Source organism: Pseudomonas sp. H3_D04 (genome assembly GCF_054669175.1).
Map to the genome: position 1 here is coordinate 879451 of NZ_CP162801.1, position 21816 is coordinate 901266.

23 protein-coding genes are annotated in these 21816 nt (G+C 57.3%); 11 read left to right on the forward strand and 12 right to left on the reverse strand.

The window, feature by feature from the left end:
- The first annotated feature begins 27 nt into the window (after positions 1–27).
- Positions 28–354 carry a DUF2025 family protein gene (locus AB4N91_RS04240; RefSeq protein ID WP_010457284.1) on the forward strand — a complete coding sequence of 109 codons (327 nt, stop codon included), beginning with the start codon at positions 28–30 and terminating at the stop codon, positions 352–354.
- Between the two features lie 113 nt (positions 355–467).
- Here AB4N91_RS04240 and AB4N91_RS04245 read toward each other — a convergent pair whose 3' ends face one another.
- Together AB4N91_RS04245 and AB4N91_RS04250 are read right to left on the reverse strand one after the other, a co-directional pair.
- Positions 468–797 carry an antibiotic biosynthesis monooxygenase family protein gene (locus tag AB4N91_RS04245; RefSeq protein ID WP_154912422.1) on the reverse strand — a complete coding sequence of 110 codons (330 nt, stop codon included), beginning with the start codon at positions 795–797 and terminating at the stop codon, positions 468–470.
- A complete protein-coding gene (locus tag AB4N91_RS04250) occupies positions 794–1498 on the reverse strand; it encodes a CTP synthase C-terminal region-related (seleno)protein (protein ID WP_154912423.1) in 705 nt (234 codons plus the stop codon). The genes AB4N91_RS04245 and AB4N91_RS04250 overlap by 4 nt, the downstream gene beginning before the upstream one ends.
- Positions 1499–1513: 15 nt before the next feature.
- On the opposite strand from AB4N91_RS04250, the gene AB4N91_RS04255 reads away from it, so the two are divergent.
- The gene (locus AB4N91_RS04255; protein ID WP_154912424.1) at positions 1514–2455 is read left to right on the forward strand and encodes a LysR family transcriptional regulator; all 942 of its coding nucleotides are present in this window, start codon (positions 1514–1516) and stop codon (positions 2453–2455) included.
- 8 nt (positions 2456–2463) lie between these two features.
- Here the strand turns inward: AB4N91_RS04255 and AB4N91_RS04260 are convergent, their stop codons facing one another.
- Positions 2464–3000 carry a DUF1003 domain-containing protein gene (locus tag AB4N91_RS04260; protein ID WP_077748664.1) on the reverse strand — a complete coding sequence of 179 codons (537 nt, stop codon included), beginning with the start codon at positions 2998–3000 and terminating at the stop codon, positions 2464–2466.
- Between the two features lie 139 nt (positions 3001–3139).
- On the reverse strand, positions 3140–3748 hold the full coding sequence (locus AB4N91_RS04265; RefSeq protein ID WP_010457275.1) for a TetR/AcrR family transcriptional regulator: 609 nt from the start codon (positions 3746–3748) through the stop codon (positions 3140–3142).
- Between the two features lie 213 nt (positions 3749–3961).
- Here AB4N91_RS04265 and AB4N91_RS04270 point away from each other — a divergent pair, with 213 nt between their 5' ends.
- Both AB4N91_RS04270 and AB4N91_RS04275 read left to right on the forward strand, forming a co-directional pair.
- Entirely contained in the window at positions 3962–5038 is a 1077-nt protein-coding gene (locus AB4N91_RS04270) for an MBL fold metallo-hydrolase (RefSeq protein ID WP_077748662.1), read from the forward strand.
- A 113-nt stretch (positions 5039–5151) separates the two neighbouring features.
- Positions 5152–6681, forward strand: a complete 1530-nt coding sequence (locus AB4N91_RS04275) for an amidase family protein (RefSeq protein ID WP_154912426.1) — start codon at positions 5152–5154, stop codon at positions 6679–6681.
- 101 nt (positions 6682–6782) lie between these two features.
- Here AB4N91_RS04275 and AB4N91_RS04280 read toward each other — a convergent pair whose 3' ends face one another.
- From AB4N91_RS04280 to AB4N91_RS04290, 3 genes are all read right to left on the reverse strand, one after another.
- Positions 6783–7055: a helix-turn-helix domain-containing protein gene (locus AB4N91_RS04280; RefSeq protein WP_010457272.1), complete on the reverse strand. Its 273-nt coding sequence runs from the start codon at positions 7053–7055 to the stop codon at positions 6783–6785.
- 11 nt (positions 7056–7066) lie between these two features.
- Positions 7067–7384, reverse strand: a complete 318-nt coding sequence (locus tag AB4N91_RS04285) for a helix-turn-helix domain-containing protein (protein WP_010457271.1) — start codon at positions 7382–7384, stop codon at positions 7067–7069.
- A 93-nt stretch (positions 7385–7477) separates the two neighbouring features.
- The gene (locus AB4N91_RS04290; protein ID WP_154912427.1) at positions 7478–8245 is read right to left on the reverse strand and encodes an AraC family transcriptional regulator; all 768 of its coding nucleotides are present in this window, start codon (positions 8243–8245) and stop codon (positions 7478–7480) included.
- A gap of 112 nt (positions 8246–8357) precedes the next feature.
- On the opposite strand from AB4N91_RS04290, the gene AB4N91_RS04295 reads away from it, so the two are divergent.
- Together AB4N91_RS04295 and AB4N91_RS04300 are read left to right on the forward strand one after the other, a co-directional pair.
- Complete coding sequence (locus tag AB4N91_RS04295; RefSeq protein ID WP_154912428.1) at positions 8358–9173, forward strand: sulfite exporter TauE/SafE family protein; 816 nt, start codon at positions 8358–8360, stop codon at positions 9171–9173.
- A gap of 101 nt (positions 9174–9274) precedes the next feature.
- Positions 9275–10447 (forward strand): hypothetical protein, encoded by a 1173-nt coding sequence (locus tag AB4N91_RS04300; protein WP_154912429.1) that lies wholly within the window; start codon positions 9275–9277, stop codon positions 10445–10447.
- Here AB4N91_RS04300 and AB4N91_RS04305 read toward each other — a convergent pair.
- A complete protein-coding gene (locus AB4N91_RS04305; RefSeq protein WP_154912430.1) occupies positions 10433–11437 on the reverse strand; it encodes a hypothetical protein in 1005 nt (334 codons plus the stop codon). The two genes, AB4N91_RS04300 and AB4N91_RS04305, sit on opposite strands and share 15 nt — an antisense overlap.
- Before the next feature lie 285 nt (positions 11438–11722).
- Between AB4N91_RS04305 and AB4N91_RS04310 the strand changes: the two genes are divergently transcribed.
- Positions 11723–12820 (forward strand): HNH endonuclease, encoded by a 1098-nt coding sequence (locus AB4N91_RS04310; protein ID WP_154912431.1) that lies wholly within the window; start codon positions 11723–11725, stop codon positions 12818–12820.
- Positions 12821–12980: 160 nt separating this feature from the next.
- On the opposite strand, the gene AB4N91_RS04315 is transcribed toward AB4N91_RS04310, so the two are convergent.
- The 4 genes from AB4N91_RS04315 to AB4N91_RS04330 all read right to left on the reverse strand — a co-directional run bounded on the left by AB4N91_RS04315 (position 12981) and on the right by AB4N91_RS04330 (position 16449).
- On the reverse strand, positions 12981–13514 hold the full coding sequence (locus AB4N91_RS04315) for a BRO-N domain-containing protein (RefSeq protein ID WP_010457265.1): 534 nt from the start codon (positions 13512–13514) through the stop codon (positions 12981–12983).
- A gap of 430 nt (positions 13515–13944) precedes the next feature.
- Complete coding sequence (locus AB4N91_RS04320) at positions 13945–15195, reverse strand: ribonucleotide-diphosphate reductase subunit beta (RefSeq protein ID WP_017340233.1); 1251 nt, start codon at positions 15193–15195, stop codon at positions 13945–13947.
- A 517-nt stretch (positions 15196–15712) separates the two neighbouring features.
- Positions 15713–15997: a hypothetical protein gene (locus AB4N91_RS04325; RefSeq protein WP_077748655.1), complete on the reverse strand. Its 285-nt coding sequence runs from the start codon at positions 15995–15997 to the stop codon at positions 15713–15715.
- 188 nt (positions 15998–16185) lie between these two features.
- Positions 16186–16449, reverse strand: coding sequence for a DUF2790 domain-containing protein (locus AB4N91_RS04330; RefSeq protein WP_010457261.1), 264 nt, complete (start codon positions 16447–16449; stop codon positions 16186–16188).
- A 460-nt stretch (positions 16450–16909) separates the two neighbouring features.
- Here AB4N91_RS04330 and acs point away from each other — a divergent pair, with 460 nt between their 5' ends.
- The 4 genes from acs (at position 16910) to AB4N91_RS04350 (ending at position 21815) form a co-directional block, all read left to right on the forward strand.
- Entirely contained in the window at positions 16910–18865 is a 1956-nt protein-coding gene (acs, locus tag AB4N91_RS04335) for an acetate--CoA ligase (protein WP_288110395.1), read from the forward strand.
- 700 nt (positions 18866–19565) lie between these two features.
- A complete protein-coding gene (locus AB4N91_RS04340; protein ID WP_102595633.1) occupies positions 19566–20339 on the forward strand; it encodes an ABC transporter substrate-binding protein in 774 nt (257 codons plus the stop codon).
- A 91-nt stretch (positions 20340–20430) separates the two neighbouring features.
- Positions 20431–21120 carry an ABC transporter permease gene (locus AB4N91_RS04345; protein ID WP_010457254.1) on the forward strand — a complete coding sequence of 230 codons (690 nt, stop codon included), beginning with the start codon at positions 20431–20433 and terminating at the stop codon, positions 21118–21120.
- Positions 21117–21815: an ABC transporter permease gene (locus AB4N91_RS04350; protein ID WP_010457252.1), complete on the forward strand. Its 699-nt coding sequence runs from the start codon at positions 21117–21119 to the stop codon at positions 21813–21815. The genes AB4N91_RS04345 and AB4N91_RS04350 overlap by 4 nt, the downstream gene beginning before the upstream one ends.
- Position 21816: the final 1 nt, after the last annotated feature.

The window sequence follows — 21816 nt, forward strand, 5'->3', positions numbered from 1 at the left end:
TCGTTAACGACCTTTTGTGAGGTTTATATGCGCATCACTTCCGAGCTTATCTGCCAGGCCGCCGACCAACTCAAAGGCTTCGTTGGCCTCAATCGCAAAACTGGCCACTACATTGTGCGTTTCAGCGAAGACTCGTTTGGTATGGACGTGGCGGATGACGGGATCATTCCCACCAGTGAATTTGTCTGGGCGCCGGGGCCTGGGCAGGCCATGACGCTCAAGCGTGAGTTGATTCAATTGTTGCTGGATCAGAATATTGATGATCGGATCAATGTGACCGAGCCGTTGCGGGTGTACATGAATCGGCGGGAAGTGCCGGAGATTTCGGCGGTGCGGAGTCTGGTTCGGGGCTGAAGTTTTACTGTGTCTGGACTGGCCTCTTCGCGGGCAAGCCTCGCTCCTACAGAGGGCACCGACAACCTGTAGGCGCGAGGCTTGCCCGCGAAGGCGGCCAGAAGAACACCGCATCATTTTACGGCCTTGAACCCATACGCCCGGTCAACCTTGCACACCCGCGTATGACACGCCGAATACCACGTCGACCGCCCCCGCTCACGGATCGCACTGTGCTCAGGATGATGTTTCCACGCCAGAATCGCCGCCTCGCTGGCCCAGTACGACACCGTAATTCCCAACCCATCCTCACCCCGAGCCGACTCAACACCGAGAAACCCCGGCTGCTCACGGGCCAGTTCCAGCATGCGTTCGGCAGCCTCGGCGTAGCCTTGATCACCGTCGGTGCGCAGCGAGGTAAAAATCACCGCGTAGTACGGCGCTGATGGCGTATCGGCAATCATGGCTGTTGCCTTTTGCAGGCTTCGACCAACGCCCGGGCCAGCGGCGGTAGCGTGCCGTTGAGCGCGGCACGTTCGGGCTGGAACAGGGTGGCGACGAAAAACGGATGACCCTGGAGCTCCACCGCCCGCAGGTCGCCGGTCGAGTCATGGCCAACGGCGCACAACTGTTGGCTCAATAACTCACGCTCGAACGCCGGGTTCACGCCATAGCGGCAGCGATATCCCTCAACGATCTCGGCGCTTTCGTACACGTTGGCGATCAACGAGCCTTCAACCAGGTGAATGCTGTTCGTTGCTTCCACCAATGAGCAGGTCAGCGGCGTGAGTAATGCGCGTGCTGCACCGGGATGGGTTTCGCCGTGCTCGGCGTCTTCCCAACCCAATACGTTCCGAGCGAACTCAAGCACCGCGTGTTGAAAACCGCCGCAGGTGCCGAGGAACGGTCGCTGCTGCTCACGGGCAAAACGGATCGCCCGCAACGCGCCGTCCATGTCGCGGTAAGGGCTGGCGGGCACGCACCAGAAACCGTCGACGTGGTGTAACGGGGTGGCGTTTATGTGATCGGTGGCCAGCCACTGAAATTGCACATCCACGTTCAGGTGTTCGGCAGCCATGCCGAGCGCCACGGGAATGGCTTGGTGGGCGGTGACCTGTGGGTCGTAGTCACCGATCAGGGCGATGCGCAGGGTGGTGCTTTCCATGAGTGATCTCGACGCTTGTTGATTCCTGGCACCCACTATAGATTGGCGCTCACGCATTCAATATTGGCGTTATCCCAAGTGATCAATGCAGCGACGCACTATCGACTCGACTATCCAGACCTGGCGCTGATCCTCGCCTTGGTGCGCGGCGGCTCTCTGGCCCGGGCATCGGCGTTATTGAAGGTCGACGTGTCGACGGTGTTTCGCGCCGTTCGCCGACTGGAAGCCGCGCTGGGCCAGCAACTGTTCGAAAAAAGTCGCGCCGGTTACCTGCCGACCACACTCGCCCAGACCCTGGCCGAGCAAGCCGAGCGCGCGGAACAAGCGCTGGACGCGGCGCGCATTGGCGTGGAGCAGGGCGGTGAAGTCATCAGCGGCACGGTGCGGCTGACCTGCACCGATTCTGTCCTGCAAGGGTTGTTGCTGCCGGCGCTGGCGCAGTTCATGCCGTCCTACCCGGCGCTGACCCTCGAACTGAGCACCTCCAACGACTTCGCCAACCTCAGCCGTCGGGATGCCGATATCGCCTTGCGCCTGACTCGCGCACCGCCCGAGCATCTGGTTGGTCGACGTCTGGCGGATATTTCCTATCGGGTCTGTGCCAGTGCGGCGTACCTGAAATCAGTCGATCCTGAAGACCTGGCCTCGCTGACCTGGATCGCGCCGGATGACTTTCTTCCCGACCACCCCACCGTGGCATGGCGGCGCCAGCAACTGCCCGGCGTCACGCCTGGTTATCGCTGCAACAGCATGTTGTCGGTGACCGAGTTGGTGCGTGCCGGGCTGGGCGTTGCGGCGTTACCGGACTTTTTGATCGGTGATGAACTGCAACCACTGACTGGTCCGCTGCACGGTTACGACACCGCGCTTTGGTTGCTGACCCGTCCGGACTGCCGCGCGTTGCGCTCGGTGGTGACGTTGTTCGATGAGCTGGGGCGGGCGCTTCGACTGCCGTGACCGGGGTGCTAATCCTTCGGATGATCATTCACTAAATGCTGATGCATTTCCGAGGTCAGACTTTCAATGCGTTCGGTCAGGTTCTTGGTCATTTCCGTAAGCCGGGTGTTCAGTTCAAGCAGCTCGAGCAGTTGCGCGGTGTTCTGCGCCGCTTGTGCCTGGCGTTCGCTGTTGGCCACGGCGATGGATTCGCGGTGCAGGGCATCGGCATCGGTCTGGGCTTTGTCCCGCGCCGCCTGACGGGTCTGGGCCAACAGGATCAGGGGAGCGGCATACGCCGCCTGCAGGCTGAACGCCAGGTTGAGCAGGATGAACGGATAAACGTCGAACTGGGTCACGCCAGAGACGTTAAGGCATATCCAGATCGCCACGATCAGCGTCTGGGCGCCCAGGAAAGTCGGCGTGCCGAAGAACCGTGCAAAGGCCTCGGCGCGCAGGGCGAACTTGTCGTTGCCGAACGTTGGCTCCAAGTGAGCATGGGGGCGGTGAAAGCGCAGATGGTCGACGGCAGCGGCGGGTTTGGTTTCGTGGGTCGGCGTGGTCATGATGATCTCTGCGTGGCGCTGGGACTGACGTTCACTATAGCCCCAGCGCCATTTTCATTTTGAAACACATTGCCGCGTTTTATTCAGCGCGCCCTGTGATCGGTGTTTCGGCAGAGATTGTCATTTATGGCAGCTCGATTCAGCGCTGATAACAGGCCAGGAACATGTCCAGTGCTGACTCCACCACGGTGCGTTGCATCTCATCTGACAGCGGGGGCAGCCCCATGGAAATCTGCGGCCAGAACGCAAAGGATTTAAGCATCCCCTGGATCTGCTGCGCGGCAAATTCGGGAGCGACCGGCTTCAATCGACCGTCCGCCTGGGCGGCGCGGATCCACACAGTCAGGCCTTCTTCACGCTCGCCCATCCGGGCCACCATGTTCTGCGCACGCTCGGGAGAATGGATGGTGGCGGCGATCGCCACCCGCGCCAGGTCGAGAAAGTTTTCATCGCCCAGCATCTGCAATTTCGCCTGCAACATCAGGCGCATTTGCTCGCGCAGGGGCAGGTCAGGGCGGTAAGACGTTTCCTGTTCGGCGGTCACCCGCGCCCACAGTTGATTGAGGATTTCGGCGAACAATTCTTCCTTGCTGGGGAAGTGGTTGTACACCGTGCGCTTCGACACCCCAGCGGTGGCGGCGATCTTGTCCATGCTGGTGATGTCGAAACCGTTGGCACGGAATTCGGCAATCGCCGCCTGGATGATGGCTTCGCGTTTTCGGTCGGTGAGGCGCTGTGGAGCTGTCATAAGTACGCTTCGGCAGTCGGCAGAGAAGAATTACACTCGGCAGTTTACTTGTGATCCGCTTTGATGCAACCTAGAAACTACACTGTGCAGTGTAATGTTTCGTTAATCCTGTGCAGTGAATACTAGAATCTCCGGCTGATGCGTGCGTGCTTTGGCCAATTATCGTCCCACCGTGAAATCCGCGCTTTGCGGTTTTTCTGGAGTTACTCAGACATGGCCGACTCAATTTCCCCTGCGGACAATGCCTCCACACCCGAAGCTTCCCGTCAGGCACAAGGGCTGTTCCAGAATCATGTGCCTGTGCAACGTGAAGGCGTGCGAAAAATGCTGCGCATCATGTGGAACATGATTTTCAACAAACCGCGCGACACTCGCCCAACTGCGCCCGTCCCGGTGCAATCCCTGAGCCACGCCGCGTTGATTGCCGCGCCCAACCACAGCGTCTATCGCCTCGGCCACTCCACCGTACTGCTGAAACTGCGGGACAAATTCTGGATCACCGACCCGGTCTTCGCCGAGCGCGCTTCACCCGTGCAATGGGCCGGCCCCAAGCGTTTCCACCAGCCACCGATCAGCCTCGATGACTTGCCGCCGATAGAAGCGGTGATCCTGTCGCATGACCACTACGACCACCTTGATTATCAAACGGTGCTCACACTGGCGGACAAGGCCAACTACTTCCTGACCCCACTGGGCGTAGGCGACACCCTGGTCAAGTGGGGCGTCGATGCCAGCAAAGTGCGCCAACTCGATTGGTGGCAGGGCACGGAAGTCGATGGCATCCAGTTCATCGCCACACCGTCGCAGCACTTTTCCGGGCGCGGCCTGTTCGATGGCAACAGCACGCTCTGGGCCTCGTGGGTGATGATCGATGGCGACACGCGGATCTTCTTCAGCGGCGACAGCGGTTATTTCGATGGCTTCAAACGCATCGGCGAACAGCACGGCCCGTTTGACCTGACCCTCATGGAAACCGGCGCCTACAACGTCGAGTGGCCGCACATTCACATGCAGCCGGAAGAAACCCTGCAAGCGCACATCGACCTCAAGGGCCGCTGGTTACTGCCCATCCACAACGGCACTTTCGATTTGTCGATGCACGCCTGGTTCGAGCCCTTCGACCGGATCCTCGCCTTGGCCTGGGAACGCAATGTGTCGATCACCACGCCGCAAATGGGCGAGGCGTTCAACGTCATGTACCCACAGCGAGGGGCCGCATGGTGGTCGGAAATGGAAAGTACAGTGAAGGAAGAAGGGCGTTTGGCTTGTAGCGGCTACAAGTCTGGATGATGTTTCCTACATTGACAGCTCCTTGTGACTGACAGCCGTTTCCTACGGTTTCGGTAGGCTGTGCGGCGGGTGAAATGACTCACCCGCGATTAGCCATATCAAGGATGCTGTAAATGAAGGACGTTTTAAAAAGCCGCATGACGGCACTGGCGCAGATCATTCTGCTATCGGTCACCGGACCTGCATTCGCAGACAGCAACGCCTCCGTCACTGCCCAGTCGCTCGAATATGCGAGCGTCAGCGAGCTTACCGAGCGGATGGCGCGCAACGAACTCACCTCCGTCACACTGGTGGAGTATTTGCAGGCGCGCATCCACACGCTGGACAAGCAAGGGCCGACGATCAACGCGATTATCGAGCTCAACCCACAGGCCATCGACATTGCCACCGCTTTGGACCAGGAGCGTCAGGACGGAAAAGTGCGTGGTCCGCTGCACGGCATTCCTGTTCTGCTCAAGGACAACATCGACACGGCGGATCAGATGCAAACGAGCGCGGGTTCGTTGGCCATGGTCGGTCAGCCTGCTGCGAACGACGCGTTTGTGGTCCAACAGCTGCGTGACGCAGGTGCCGTCATTCTCGGCAAAACCAACATGAGCGAATGGGCTTACGTCCGGGAAATGGGCTTGCCCCACGGTTGGAGTGGCCGAGGTGGCCAAGGTAAAAACCCCCACGTGTTAAATGGCGAAATCTGTGGTTCCAGCTCGGGTTCAGCCGCCGGTGTTGCCGCCGGTTTCGCACCGTTGGCCATGGGGACCGAAACCAACGGTTCCATCGCGTGCCCTGCTTCGGCCAATGGCGTGGTGGGCGTCAAGCCTACGCTGGGTCTGTTCAGCCGATCGGGCATCATTCCCATCACCCGTCTGCAAGATACGCCGGGTACCCTGACGCGCACCGTTCGTGACGCCGCGCTGATGTTCAACGCCCTGCAAGGCGTTGACGCCCGTGACCCTGTCACCAGCGATGCGCCAGTGGGCGTTGACTACACCGCGCTGCTCAACACGGATGCACTGCAAGGCAAAAGAATCGGTTATCCGACCGAGTACGTCGGCACCAACGGCACTGTGCTTCGACCCGGTTTTGAATTCCTGATGGCATTGGCCACACTGGAAGAGCAAGGCGCGATCCTGGTGCCGTTGAGCGTCCGACTGCCGGATATCGATGGCTACTTCAACACCCTCATGGCAGGCATGAAACATGAACTGCCCGAGTACCTGGCCAGCCGCTCAGGGTTGCCGATTCAGACACTTCAACAGTTGATCGATTTCAACGAGCTGAATCCGGGTGCCGAAGGCTACGGGCAGCAAATGCTGAACGACATCAACGAACTGGACATGACCCACTCACAGGCAACCGAGATGTTCAGCGTGCTCAGTGCCAGCTTCAAGGCTGCCATTGATGAGCAAATGGCTGAACATGATCTGGATGCAATGTTCGCCGATGCCGATGGCTACTCGCAATTCAGTGCCGCAGTCGCTGGCTATCCAGCCATAACCGTACCGTCGGGCATGAACAGCGATGAACTGCCAACGTCTGTGTTCTTTTTCGGCCAGCGCTGGAGTGAACCCCAACTGCTGGCGCTGGCTTACAGCTATGAACAAGCGTCGTTAGAGCGTCAGAATCCGGCGTTTCGGGAGCAGTAAAGTCCAAGACCAAGGCAGGTGATGGTGGGCGTTAAAGGCCGTGGCTGCTCCACCTGCGAGGCAAGCCATGAGCCTTCCTGAAAGGGCGATCCAGTCATGCCTCAGAACGCCTGATCTTCTGCCGTCGGGCCGCTCGCCATGGAGCGGCCCGCGATCTTCGCCACCGTAAGGTCGCAAACATTCCCGTCGAGAATTTCATCCATTTCCCCTGCTGACAGTCCAAGCCTCTGCGCCGCTTCCAGCTTGCCCAACTGACCGGTGTCGAGCAGCATGCCGATCTTCATCAGGTATTCGGCCTTGGCCCTCATTTCCCCCGCATCGGCAGCACCCGAAGACGGATGACCAAGCCTGTCGCATTCATCGATTCCATTCATCTGCTGACTCCTCACTCAACCATCGCGTAGTCCGCCCGACCCACCGGATCAGGCGTCGACCCTCTCACATTCATCCCCCGACCCGGCGCAAATCCGGGGAAGAACACCAGGCCTTCCGATTCAAACCGATAGGCCAACGCCAGCCGGGTGACATCCAGCACATCGCGTTCGGCCTCGAATCGCACAATGGCGTCCACGGAGACACCGGATTCCTCCGAGAGCTCTTCCACGCTCCAACCCAGCATCGCTCGGGCCTGGGCACAGTGGGCCGGGGTGAATTGGAAAAGGGCGATACGTTCCAGGGTGATTTTCATCGCAAGAGAGGCCATGGTGTTCTCCGGGCTCGAGAGTGCTAATCCAAAAAGTACTGTTGTTTTGTACAGTTGTTTTGCGCCCGGATCAAACTCATTTTTTGATTTTTTCTATGTCGCCCCCTCCATCCAGACGGACGGTGCCTGCCCCAATACGCGGCGAAACATGGTCGAGAATGCCGCCGGGCTGTCATAACCGAAATCCAGCGCAATCCGCGTCACCGGCGTCCCCGCCGCCAACCGCGCCAAGGCCAGCACCACGCAGGCTCGCTGGCGCCATTGGCTGAAACTCAGCCCTGTCTGCTGACGGAACAGCCGATTGAACGTGCGCAAGCTGATGTGCAATTGATCGGCCCATTGCTGCGGCGATTGATGCGCGTCGGGCCGCTGCAAAAAGCCTTGGCACAACCCTAGCAACCGCGCATCGACCGGTAACGGAATGTGCAACGGCAAGTGAGCACTGCGCGCCAGTTCATGCAGCAGCAAGTCGATCAGCGCGCCATCGCGCCCGGCCTCGTCGTACGCCAGCGGGATCTCCACCGCCTCCATCAACAAGTGCCGCATCAACGGCGACACACTGATCACCTGGCAACAATCCCCCAAATCAACCGCATCAGGTTCGATGTACAAACTGCGCGTGCTCACCCCCAGCATCAGCACCTCATGCGCCACCCCCGCCGGAATCCACACCGCTCGCTGCGGCGGCACCACCCAATTGCCGTCGTGCGTGCTGACCTGCATCACCCCCGTCGCGCCGTACAGCAGTTGTGCCCGCCGATGCGTATGACGGGGCAACACATGACCGTGGGGATAATCCGTACCGACCGCCACTACCGAGCGCGGCGTGTCATCCAGCAGATTGATCGAAACATTGCGCATTGAGCGGATTCTCGCGGTTGGCGTAAACGCGAACATTATTGGCTGACTTGCTGAAGCAGGCCAAGGCTCATCGCTCTATTGTCGACCGCTCTCAACCAACGGACGACGCGCAATGTTCTATCTCCTGCTGGCATTTTTCGGGTGCGTGACTGGCGTCACTGCGGTGTTGTTCGGTTTCGGCGGCGGCTTCGTTGTGGTGCCATTGCTTTATCGCATGCTCATGGCTAGCCATGGTGCCGATGACCCCGTCAGCCAATCGGCAATGCACATTGCCGTGGCGACTTCGACCTGCGTGATGATCGTCAACGCACTGATCGCCACCGGCAAACACCGTCGCGCCGGTAATCTCATTCGTCATTATCTGTGGCCGCTGGGCGGGTTCATCGGCCTGGGCGCAATCCTCGGAGCACTCGCCGCGATGTGGGTGAGGGGAGAGGTGATTCGTTATGCCTTCATCGCGTACCTGGGCGTGACCATTGTGGATTGCCTGTTCCGACGTGGTTTTCTGACAGCGTCCGACACCGAAATCCCACGACGATTGGGGAGGGCGGAAGTGTCTGGCGGTGGCGTAGGAATCGGCATTATCGCGACCTTTCTCGGCGTGGGTGGCAGCGTCATGACCGTGCCGTTGTTGCGACGGTGCGGGTTGAGCATGAGTCAGGCGACGTCCATGGCTAATCCGTTAAGCCTGCCGGTGGCGTTGGCCGGGACGCTGACTTACATGGCGATGGCGGGGTTCACCGAGTTTGATCTGGGGCCGTGGTTTATCGGCTATGTGGATCTGCTGGCGTTTGCGGTGTTGACGATGGGATCGTTGGTGGGGATTCGGCTGGCTACGCCTTGGATCGGGCGGATACCGGATCGGGTGCATGCGCGGGTCTATGTGGGGTTGCTGGTGTTGGTGATGGTCAGTATGTGCCTGAACTGATCGTCATCACGTTAGCTTTTTATCGATTCTCGAACACGGGTTCGCCATAATCCGCCGCTCTTTCTTGCGAGCCAATACTCGCTGCATTCAAGGATGATTTGATGTTTAAAGGACTGTTTCGTCTTGCTGGCATTGTCGTATTGGTGTGCTCCACGTTTTCTACGATGTTGTGGGCCGACAGCGGCAGGCAGGTCTATACCGGGACTCTGGGAAAAATGCCGATTGTGCTGGAGGTGAGCGCCGATGGCAGTGAGGGTCGTTACTTTTACCAAAAGTACCGCAAGGACTTGGTGCTTAGTGGCTCAAAGGAAGGAAAAGCACTTGTGCTGGAAGAGGGTGACCAGCGATATGGAGAGCACAAACCTTTTCCGACAATTCGCCTACAACCAAAGTCCAGCGGCTGGTCCGGAGAATGGACTAGTCCTAAAGGCAAAGTCTTGAAGATTGATCTGCAGCCAGCGAACCTTCCTCAGATTCCCGCTGACACCTTGCCCTATCTCGCCAGACTTCACGACAAGGCGCCTTATGAATACCTGCGCTTGCAGGGTATGAAGCTTACACAAGGCAAGACTGAAACCTTCATGGGTTACACGCTGCAATGGTGGCGCGACCCACAATCCAAAGCCGAGCTGTTTGAAGTGGTTTCGGGCTACAACGCTGAGGAGCGTAAGCGTATCAATCAGCAATTGATGGGCCGTTTGTGGCAGGAGGTTGTGGGGTATTACGGATGCTTCGCTAACCACGCTGACGCCTACTACGCACAGACGAGTCAGCCTCTGTGGATGACGCCGAACGTCATGAGCGTCCGTGTCTCAACCGAGTACTTCTGTGGCGGTGCTTACCCGGATCAGGTCAATGACTCACTCAACCTCGATGCTAAAACGGGCCAATCTCTGACCCTTGATGACGTGCTGTGGGTGGGACAGGGAAAGCCGCTGCACTACGAGGAAAACTACGACGCCTACATTTCTTCGTCTGAGTCATTCAGTGCCTATTCTGATTACCGCGGCAAAGAGCTGGCTCCGTGGCTGGTGGCGCAATTGCTTAATCTCTATCCCAATCAAATGACGGTCACACCAGAAGGGGACGACGACTGCGACTACGACGACGAGGACCGCTGGAGTTTTCCTTCCTGGTATTTCACCGAGCAGGGGATCAAGTTAGATCCGTCCTTTCCTCACGTGGCCGCAGTGTGTGGAAATGTGGGCTGGGGTGTCCTGCCGTATAGCCTGATCAAGCAACACCCCGGCGGCGTTGCGCTACAGCTGCCCTGATTGCGTACCCGATAACCCCGGCGCTTCCCGAATAACAAAGTGATCCAGGTTCTCGATATTCGCACTGAACACCCCGAACGTCTGCTCGGGGTTTTTCTTGCTTGGCACCTGCTTCAACTCCGGCGTGACGCCATAAAAGAAGCAATACAACTCCGCTTCACTGTCGATGGCATGCTTGATCTCTTCCAGAAACGCTTTGCGCTTGCGGTAGTTCTCGATCAACTTCTTGCTCAGGTAAACGTTGACTGAATACGGCTTCTTCTTCGCCTCGTCCGCCTGCTTGAACCAGACCTTCTGCTCGAAATCGATGCGAAAGCTCTGCGTGTAATCCTTGATCTCCTTGATCTTGCCCCAGTAAATCAGCCCCTTGTTATCCGTCAGGTATTCGATCTTCTTGAAGAACGACCCATAAGGCGCCGTGTGCTCGCCAATCTTCAGCGGCATGCGCTTGAGCAGGTCCTTGTCCTCGAAGTTCGACACAAAACATTCCACCGGATGGGCGAAGACACTGGTCTTGTCCGGCGCCGATTCACGGCTCGGGTGTTCTGTGTTGCTAGCCTCAGTGGTTGGCTTCGGATCGTCCCGCACCACATCCGCCGCCACCGCCGGGTTCGATGGCTTACGCACATACTCACGCCGAGTCAGCAACAACTCCGACGGGAAATGCTCCTCGCGACTGTCATCCGTTTCCGCACCGTCCGCGTCCACACCTGACGCCGACGCCTTGAGGCTGACGTAGGGACAATCCGCCACATGCCGGGTGCTGGGCGTGTTCTTGAAGTGCGGGGTGCGAACGTAGTTCACGTTTTTGGCGTTGAACGTCGTCAGTACATTCGCCGCATCGAAGGCCAAACGACAGGCGTCGTTGGGGCATTGGAAGTGTTCCTTGGCGGAGTCGAACTCCATGGTTTCGTCGAAATTGAGATCGCGCACGTCATAGATCGACAGCTTGTCGTCAAGGCTGAGGCAGTAGGCGAGATCGAATTTCATGGCGGGCTCGGGTCCTTGAGTGGGGAAGGGTATTAATAGCGGGAGGCGGGGCGGGTTGCACTGAATGTTTTCAAATTCCCACAAAGTCCGCAGCCACCCACCAGACTTATAGGAACGAGCTTGCTGGCGAAAAACTAAGAGCAGCACTGAATATATCTACACACCATCATTCCGCGGCCAACTCTAGAAATAGTGGCTATTAGCCCTGTTACGTATTGAAACCCTTTGGTACTTTGGCAGTTGTAGGAATTTTCCTACGGAAATTGTCAATAAAGGGCAGCGCTCGTGGCGATCAAAGCGGTTTCGAAGGAACGGATAGACAAAGCGTTGCTGGAGTTTGATCGTAAATTTCGGAGTAAACGCGAGTGGCAGGGCTGGGAAAATAATCTAGCTCACCGTTACGCCGTTCACGAGGGCGGTGAACTATATCCGGCGAAAAAAATTGTCTCGTTGGCTACTGGCATTGCCGTAGGAGACTTCTCTGGCGGGCACCCCACTAACAGGTACCTTGAAAAGCGAGGCTTTACTATTGTGGAGTTACCGCGTGGGGAGGGCGTGCCCGTATTGCAGTTCACGCCGGGGGCTGTTTACGACCGGAAAACCGAAATCAATGGACCGTTCGGGGGGAGCCTGCAAAGCGGCATAGCACCGTCTGCTACCTACCCTGCAATATTTTTATTCACTGGCGACAGTGGGGCGCAATTTGGGTATACCGACGATTGGGACAACGGCGCCTATCTTTATACCGGTGAGGGACAAAGCGGACCGATGACTTTGACCCGAGGTAACCGAGCTATTGCTGAGCACGCCGAGGATGGCCGAGCGCTGCACTTGTTTAAGTCCCTTGGCAAAGGTAAAGGCAACGCTTACGTGGGCGAGTTTTCTTGCGCCGACATGTTTGAGCGGACCCAGCCGGATGTTAGTGGCCAGGATCGGACTGCGATTGTTTTTCGGTTAGTCCCTGTGGGCATTCCTGGTGAAATCATTGAAGCTGAAGAACAGGATGAAGATGAGGCTGACTTTTCCGGGTCTCTAGCTGCTGCGCGGTTGGCTGCGCTTGCTGCATGTAAGCCTAGCAGCGATGATTTGGGGCAATCTGCTCCTCGTAAGATCTACCAACGCAGCCGTAAGGTTGCGCACTATGTGTTGATGCGCGCCGAGGGTGAATGTGAGAGCTGTGAGAAGCCGGCTCCTTTTATGAGAAAGGATGGCACGCCCTACTTAGAGCCCCATCACGTAAACCGACTCTCAGATGGTGGGTTAGATCATCCACGCTATGTGGGGGCAGTATGCCCAAGTTGCCATAGGGAAATTCATTCTGGAGTGCACGGGGCGTTGGTGAATGAGAGGCTGAAGCAGCGGCTGGAAGTCATTGAACGCTGATTGAGCGATGCGCCAAGGCTATTGAACCTAATCTGAAGGGCGCTCCAGTCGCTTTCTTATAACAACTCCGAGGGTTGAACCCTCGGAGGATACAGAGTGAACTGTCTGCGAGAAATCCTACGGCACACTGCGATGCTTATTTCTGTCGATCCTACAAGGTCTAACCGACTGAATGCTTTGAAGAGTGAAACGCCTCAAAGACCTTACGCCACCATGGCTTAACTACTGGAACGCGCCTTCGCGTTCGATTCAATAATAGATAAGGCATGTCCCGCAGCCGAATCCAACCTTCATCCTGCCAATGCAACAGACTCAACGACATCTCCGGCCAATCCAACAAACTCAACATCGGTCGATCCGCGTTCTTCGACGGTCCCGCGTCGCGCAACGCCGGGACTACTTGATGTGTCAGCCACTCTCGCAACAATCGATTCCCCGGTGCGTAGTGATAGACCAGCAGCGCATAGACGCCTGATTCGCTGAGCATCAATCGTTTTTCTGGTTGCCCGTGGTAGTCGATCAGCAACGTGTGCCGCTGATCTTCATCCAGTTTGCTGACTACGCGATCGTTCAGGTGGAAACCCATCAGTCGACCAATATCGCGGGCGCAGAACCAGGGTTGGTTTTCCAGGAGGAGGGCGTGGAGGACTAGGTTGTGGCGTGAGAAGGCCATTACCGAAAAGGGATCAGACATAGCTGATCTCCAGAATTGCGAGAGTGTTGGGTCGATCATGTTTAGGCATATCCATTACCTCTACGTTTAGATTTTGGAGGGCCTGAACCCAACGTAGAGTGGACTTAAGAAATCCCAACGAGCAAAGCCATCACACACCCGAACGACAAATCACCTAAAGGTGATTGCGGATATGAATGAATGGCCAAGCTTTCTACGTTGGGCGTTTCTTAGGCACCTGTAATGGAGCTTAGAGGTGCTTTGAATGGGCATCAATGAGGAAGCCGCTGTAAGTTCTGTAGGAGTTTTAGCGTTGTCGTGTAGGGACGAAAATGGTTATTCACTTCCCAATAAAAAAAGCCCCAATCAGATCGTTCGATCAGATTGGGGCTTTTGCTTATTCGATTTGCCGATTCAAATAACCATCATCAAATCGTGGCAAGCTCGGAAATCAATCCCAGCTAAGCGCACCACCGGTTTGGTACTCAATTACCCGAGTCTCAAAGAAGTTCTTCTCTTTCTTCAAGTCCATAATCTCGCTCATCCAAGGGAACGGGTTAGTCGTCCCTGGGTACTCTTCCTTCAAACCAATCTGGCTCAAACGACGGTTAGCGATGAACTTCAGGTAGTCCTCCATCATCGCCGCGTTCATGCCCAACACGCCGCGAGGCATGGTGTCGCGAGCGTATTCGATCTCCAGCTGAGTGCCCTGCAGAATCATCTGCGAAGCCTCTTCCTTCATCTCGGCATCCCACAAGTGCGGGTTTTCGATTTTGATCTGGTTGATCACGTCGATGCCGAAGTTCAGGTGCATGGATTCGTCGCGCAGGATGTACTGGAACTGCTCGGCGACGCCGGTCATTTTGTTGCGGCGGCCCATGGAGAGGATCTGGGTGAAGCCGCAATAGAAGAAGATGCCTTCCAGAACGCAGTAGTAGGCGATCAGGTTGCGCAGCAGTTCTTTGTCGGTTTCGACGGTGCCGGTTTCGAACTTCGGATCGGAGATCGAACGGGTGTATTTGAGGCCCCAAGTGGCTTTTTTCGCGACCGATGGGATCTCGTGGTACATGTTGAAGATCTCGCCTTCATCCATGGCCAACGATTCGATGCAGTACTGGTAGGCGTGGGTGTGGATCGCCTCTTCGAAAGCCTGGCGCAGGATGTACTGGCGGCATTCCGGGTTGGTGATCAGGCGGTACACGGCCAGGACCAGGTTGTTGGCAACCAGGGAGTCGGCGGTGGAGAAGAAGCCGAGGTTGCGCATCACGATGCGGCGCTCGTCGTCGGTCAGGCCTTCCGGGTCTTTCCAGAGGGCGATGTCGGCGGTCATGTTGACTTCTTGCGGCATCCAGTGGTTTGCGCAGCCGTCCAGGTATTTCTGCCAGGCCCAGTCGTACTTGAACGGTACGAGTTGGTTGAGGTCGGCGCGGCAGTTGATCATGCGCTTTTCGTCGACGGCTACACGGGCGGAGGCGCCTTCGAGTTCGGCGAGGCCTTCGGCGATGTCGAGGTTGTCCAGGGCTGCTTTGGCACGGGCGATGGCGGCAGAGTCGTTCGCGGTAACGGCGCGAGCTTCTTGAGCGGCGACACCACCAGCGGTGTCGAGTCGGTCCATGTTGGCTTCAGTCGCGTGGCCGGCGTTGGCGCCTTTTACCACGGTCTCGCCGCTGTCTTCTTTGTCGAATTCGTCCCAGCTCAGCATGACGTGTCGTCTCCTGCGTGAGGGCCAGATGCCCGTGTGAAAACTGATTGGTTATTTTTCACACGGCCGTACTGGCCGCGTTGGATAGCGTTTTTTGCAGCGGTACACGCAGGCAAATAAACATAAATTTTTACGGGGTTCCGAGAGCCTCTGAGGGGCGCAGAAATCGGTGAGGACGTCGGCGTGGGCTTCAGACTGGCTGTTATCCCTGTAAGGGAATATTGCAGGCCCGTTTAAGCCGGCATTATAGGGAAATTTTTGCGGCCGTGGTGGGGCGAATCCGCGCATGGAGCGGTCGAGAAGGCGGGTTTTTCGGTCGGAGCGAGGGTTTACAGGGCTTTGGCTGGAGATCGCGGGTTAAGATTTTTTTTCATAAATTTTGATGCGCTACTTTTTTGTTCAAAAAATAGGCAAAAAAAGCGGTTTTTCACTACATGTTGTGTTTTGAATCGGTTTTCGGTGGTTCAAGACACAACTAAGCCCGACCGAAGCCGGGCTGTAAAGTCACGCTCGATGATCAGCTCAGGCGTGCCGCACCGACGTGATCGGCGCCATCGGCAGCGAGTTTGGCCGCACCGGTGTGATCGAAGCCGTCAGCGGCGACTTTGGCGGCACCGGTGTGATCGAAGCCATCCGAAGCCAGTTTGGCTGCACCGACGTGATCGGCACCATCGGCGGCAAAGGAAGCCGTACCGGTACGGTCGTAGCCATCAGAAGCGACAGTGCGATCGAAACCGTCAGCAGCGAAGGTGTTGGCGGCCAGAACAGAAAGGGTCAGGGCGAGGATCAGTTTGGTTTTCATGGTAGTGCTCCAGGTTCGTTGGCGTTTTGTGCCTTGGGTATGGAGTGAATGCTACGCCAACTAATTTGATTAAAAAGCGCAAATAAATGCTTAAAATAATCGTATTAATCGATATATACGGTTCGGCGCTGCATCAGCCTTGAAAGGGCGGGGCGGATGGGTCGAACCGTTATGAGGCGGGCGGGTGATCAGCCGTTAGTGCAGCCGTTGCCCATGATGCTGTAGCGCAGGATGTGGCGTTGACCTTGGGAGTCGTCGTATTCCATTTTCACCGGAACAACTTCGCACACATTAGGAACTTCACTCATGGAGATAACTTTGGCGATGTCCAGATGAGTCGAGTAAGTGTATTCCTCGATGGCGGGTTTCTGCTGTGCGACATCAGTCGGGACCTCGTCTGCCATGGCGGTTGCGCACAGGCTGCTGAGGGCCAGAACTAATAAAGCTTTCATTTCAGATTTACCTTTTAGAGGTCGAATGGGGTCACGCAACCTTTTTGGGGTTGCGTGTGGAACTTGATTAAAGAGTCTTGGATTAACGGCCTTCGTGGGGGCTGCAACTTGGTTAATCACGTTGCCTTGTTGGCGGGCTGATTTTAGGCGTGGGGGGTGCATTCATATAGGTGGGGTTTTGATAAACACCTTTGACAGATTTCGTAACAATCACCGATTAAGGTGGTAGAAACCGAACAATTGGCGATCTCGGCGATGTGGTTTTCAGGTGGGCCGCGTTATCGTTCTTCGCGGGCAAGCCTCGCTCCCACAGGGGGTTGATGTGCTTTTAGCGGCGCATTCCAGGCTTATCACGGTAATTTGTAGGGGCTTGTTACTACCATCGTCGAATGGTTCTATAGGCCCGGCCCGGCTACAACTGGGGCCATACAAAAACAACTATTTCACCGAGGTAAGAAAGATGAGTGCGGCTTCTCTGTATCCCGTTCGTCCCGAGGTTCTGGCCAATACGCTGACTGACGAGGCAACCTACAAAGCCATGTACCAGCAGTCGGTCGTCAACCCGGACGGCTTCTGGCGCGAGCAAGCCAAGCGCCTCGACTGGATCAAGCCTTTCACCACGGTGAAGCAGACCTCCTTCGACGATCACCATGTCGACATCAAATGGTTCGCCGACGGCACCCTCAACGTTTCCTACAACTGCCTCGACCGTCATCTGGCCGAGCGCGGCGATCAAGTGGCGATTATTTGGGAAGGGGATGACCCGGCCGAAAGCCGCAACATCACCTACCGCGAGCTGCACGAACAAGTCTGCAAGTTCGCCAACGCCTTGCGCGGCCAGGATGTGCACCGCGGCGACGTGGTGACTATCTATATGCCGATGATCCCCGAAGCCGTGGTCGCCATGCTGGCCTGTACCCGGATCGGCGCGATTCACTCGGTGGTGTTCGGTGGTTTCTCGCCGGAAGCCCTGGCCGGTCGCATCATCGACTGCAAATCCAAAGTGGTCATCACCGCTGACGAAGGCATTCGTGCCGGCAAGAAGATCCCGCTCAAGTCCAACGTCGATGACGCGCTGACCAACCCGGAAACCAGCAGCATCCAGAAAGTCATCGTGTGCAAGCGCACCGGTGGCAACATCAAGTGGAACCAGCATCGCGACATCTGGTACGAAGACCTGATGAAAGTGGCGGGCAGTGTCTGCGCGCCGAAAGAGATGGGCGCCGAAGAAGCGCTGTTCATCCTTTACACCTCCGGTTCGACTGGCAAGCCGAAGGGCGTGCAGCACACCACCGGCGGTTACTTGCTGTACGCCGCCATGACCCACGAGCGCGTGTTCGACTACCGCCCGGGCGAAATCTACTGGTGCACCGCCGACGTCGGCTGGGTCACTGGCCACAGCTATATCGTCTACGGCCCATTGGCCAACGGCGCGACCACGCTGCTGTTCGAAGGCGTGCCGAACTACCCGGACATCACCCGGGTGGCGAAGATCGTCGACAAGCACAAGGTCAACATCCTCTACACCGCACCGACCGCGATCCGCGCGATGATGGCGTCGGGTCAAGCCGCTGTTGAAGGTGCTGATGGCAGCAGTTTGCGTCTGTTGGGTTCGGTGGGTGAGCCGATCAACCCGGAAGCCTGGGACTGGTACTACAAGAATGTGGGCAAGTCCCGTTGCCCGATCGTCGACACCTGGTGGCAGACCGAAACCGGCGGCAACATGATGAGCCCGCTGCCGGGCGCCCACGCCCTCAAGCCGGGTTCGGCGGCACGTCCGTTCTTCGGCGTGGTGCCAGCGTTGGTCGACAACCTGGGCAACATCATCGAAGGCGTGGCCGAGGGCAACCTGGTGATTCTCGATTCGTGGCCAGGCCAGGCGCGCACGCTGTACGGCGACCATGACCGCTTCGTCGACACCTACTTCAAGACCTTCCGTGGCATGTACTTCACCGGTGACGGCGCACGTCGCGATGAAGACGGTTACTACTGGATCACCGGGCGTGTGGACGACGTGCTCAACGTGTCCGGCCACCGCATGGGCACCGCCGAGATCGAAAGCGCGATGGTTGCGCACCCGAAAGTTGCCGAAGCGGCCGTGGTCGGTGTGCCGCACGACATCAAGGGGCAGGGCATTTATGTCTACGTCACGTTGATCGCGGGTGAAGAGCCGAGCGAGCAACTGCGTCTGGAACTGAAAAACTGGGTGCGTAAAGAGATCGGTCCGATTGCTTCGCCGGACGTGATCCAGTGGGCACCGGGGCTGCCGAAAACCCGTTCGGGCAAGATCATGCGCCGGATCCTGCGCAAGATTGCGACCGCCGAATACGATGGGTTGGGTGATATCTCCACCCTGGCGGATCCGGGTGTGGTGCAGCATTTGATTGATGAGCACAAGATCATGAATGTCGCTTAACCGACATCTCTGAGTCAGTAAAAGCCCCATCCGGTGTTGTGCCGGATGGGGCTTTTTTTGTCTGAGGTTTTTGTGTTGGCCGGTCGGGCCTCATCGCTAGCAGGCTAGCTCCCACAGAGGGAACTGCGCTCGTTTCAAATTGCGAATCCCCTGGAGATCCCTGTGGGAGCTAGCCTGCTAGCGATGGCGATCTGTCAGGCACTCAATAAACAACGGCCAATAATTATCGACTTCACTTGTAGGCGCTTTCCCACTGTTACCCTCCACCCTTCAAGTAACTGAATGTGTAACCGCGCGCTCCGATGCGGGGCATTGGGAAACGCCAACCCCCACTCCCGGGCCTCTCCAGCCCGGCTAAAAAATAAGACACAACGCTGCGCTTGCCGGATTAGAAGGGTTTGCCAATAATAGGCCCGCAATTTGCAGCAGTGATCGGTTCACTGTCTTTTGCTCTTGCATGAATTTGCAGGGCTGTCAACGCGCTCAAGCGGCTTTCTCGGTGCATCTGTAATTAGTTGTCGCATTGAAGAAATATCGGCTTCGGGCCTGTCGTTAGAATGCCGATCACTCGCTCGTTGTGGCTCGCGTTGAAAAAAGCGCGCGGTTCCTACGACGCAGCACCGCTTTGCGGTTCCACTCATTCGCATATTGGGCTGTCGCTCACTCTGCCGTTTTAGCCCTTTACCGATGGAGTCCCAAGATGAAGAAACTCGTGCTGCTTGGCGCCCTGGCACTGTCCGTGCTGTCCCTGCCGACTTTCGCTGATGAAAAGCCTCTGAAAATCGGTATCGAAGCGGCTTACCCTCCGTTTGCTTCCAAAGCACCGGACGGCAGCATTGTTGGTTTTGACTACGACATCGGCAACGCTCTGTGCGAAGAGATGAAGGTCAAGTGCACTTGGGTCGAGCAAGAGTTCGACGGTCTGATCCCGGCGCTCAAAGTGCGCAAGATCGACGCGATCCTGTCGTCCATGTCGATCACTGAAGACCGCAAGAAATCCGTGGACTTCACCAACAAGTACTACAACACCCCGGCGCGCCTGGTCATGAAGGCTGGCACTCAAGTCAGCGACGGCCTGACTGAGCTCAAGGGCAAAAACATCGGCGTGCAACGTGGTTCGATCCACGAGCGTTTCGCCCGCGAAGTCCTGGCCCCGCTGGGTGCCGAGATCAAGCCTTACGGTTCGCAGAACGAAATCTATCTCGACGTGGCCGCCGGCCGCCTCGACGGCACCGTGGCAGACGCTACGCTGCTCGATGACGGTTTCCTGAAAACCGACGCTGGCAAAGGTTTCGCCTTCGTTGGCCCGGCCTTCACCGACGTCAAATACTTCGGCGACGGCGTGGGTATCGCGGTTCGCAAGGGCGATGCGCTGAAAGACAAGATCAACACCGCGATCGCTGCCATTCGCGAGAACGGCAAGTACAAGCAAATCCAGGACAAATACTTCGCCTTCGACATCTACGGCAAGTAACACGTCCCGGCGACAAGTCCGAAATGGCGCAAGCAACAGGATCTCTGAGGTTTGCGCCATTTTTTCATCCCAACATTCGAGGACCTGAATCATGTTGAAAGGCTACGGGGCTGTCATCCTCGATGGCGCATGGCTGACGCTTCAGCTCGCCTTGTCCTCCATGGTCCTGGCCATCTTTCTGGGCCTGATCGGCGTTGCATTGCGTCTGTCGCCGGTTCGCTGGCTGGCCTGGCTGGGCGACCTGTATTCCACGGTGATCCGCGGTATTCCCGATCTGGTACTGATCCTGCTGATTTTCTACGGTGGTCAGGACCTGCTCAACCGCGTGGCGCCGATGCTCGGCTTTGACGACTACATCGACCTGAACCCGCTGGCCGCCGGTATCGGCACCTTGGGCTTCATCTTCGGTGCGTACCTGTCGGAAACCTTCCGCGGCGCCTTCATGGCGATCCCCAAAGGTCAGGCAGAAGCCGGCATGGCCTACGGCATGAGCAGTTTCCAGGTGTTCTTCCGGGTTTTGGTGCCGCAGATGATCCGTCTGGCCATTCCGGGCTTCACCAACAACTGGCTGGTACTGACCAAGGCCACCGCGCTGATTTCGGTGGTGGGTCTGCAAGACATGATGTTCAAGGCCAAGCAGGCGGCAGACGCCACCCGCGAGCCTTTCACCTTCTTCCTCGCAGTGGCGGCGATGTACCTGGTGATTACCAGTGTCTCGTTGCTGGCATTGCGTCACCTTGAGAAGCGCTACTCGGTAGGCGTAAGGGCGGCTGATCTATGATCTTCGACTACAACGTCATTTGGGAGGCCTTGCCGCTGTACTTCGGCGGCCTGGTGACCACCCTCAAATTGCTCGCGCTGTCGCTGTTTTTCGGCCTGCTGTGTGCGTTGCCGCTGGGCTTGATGCGCGTTTCCAAGAACGCCGTCGTCAACATGACGGCCTGGCTCTACACCTACGTGATCCGCGGCACGCCGATGCTGGTGCAGCTGTTCTTGATCTACTACGGTCTGGCGCAGTTCGAAGCGGTACGTGAAAGCTTCTTGTGGCCGTGGCTGTCCAGTGCAACGTTCTGTGCGTGCCTGGCCTTTGCGATCAACACCAGCGCCTACACCGCCGAAATCATCGCCGGCAGCCTGCGCGCCACGCCGAACGGCGAGATCGAAGCGGCCAAGGCCATGGGCATGTCGCGCTACAAAATGTACAAGCGCATCCTGCTGCCATCGGCTCTGCGCCGGGCGCTGCCACAGTACAGCAACGAAGTGATCATGATGCTGCAGACCACCAGTCTGGCGTCCATCGTGACCCTGATCGACATCACCGGTGCCGCGCGCACGGTCAACGCTCAGTACTACTTGCCGTTCGAAGCGTACATCACGGCCGGCGTGTTCTATCTGTGCCTGACCTTCATTCTGGTGAAGCTGTTCAAACTGGCCGAGCGCCGCTGGCTGGGCTATCTGGCCCCGCGGAAGCACTGAT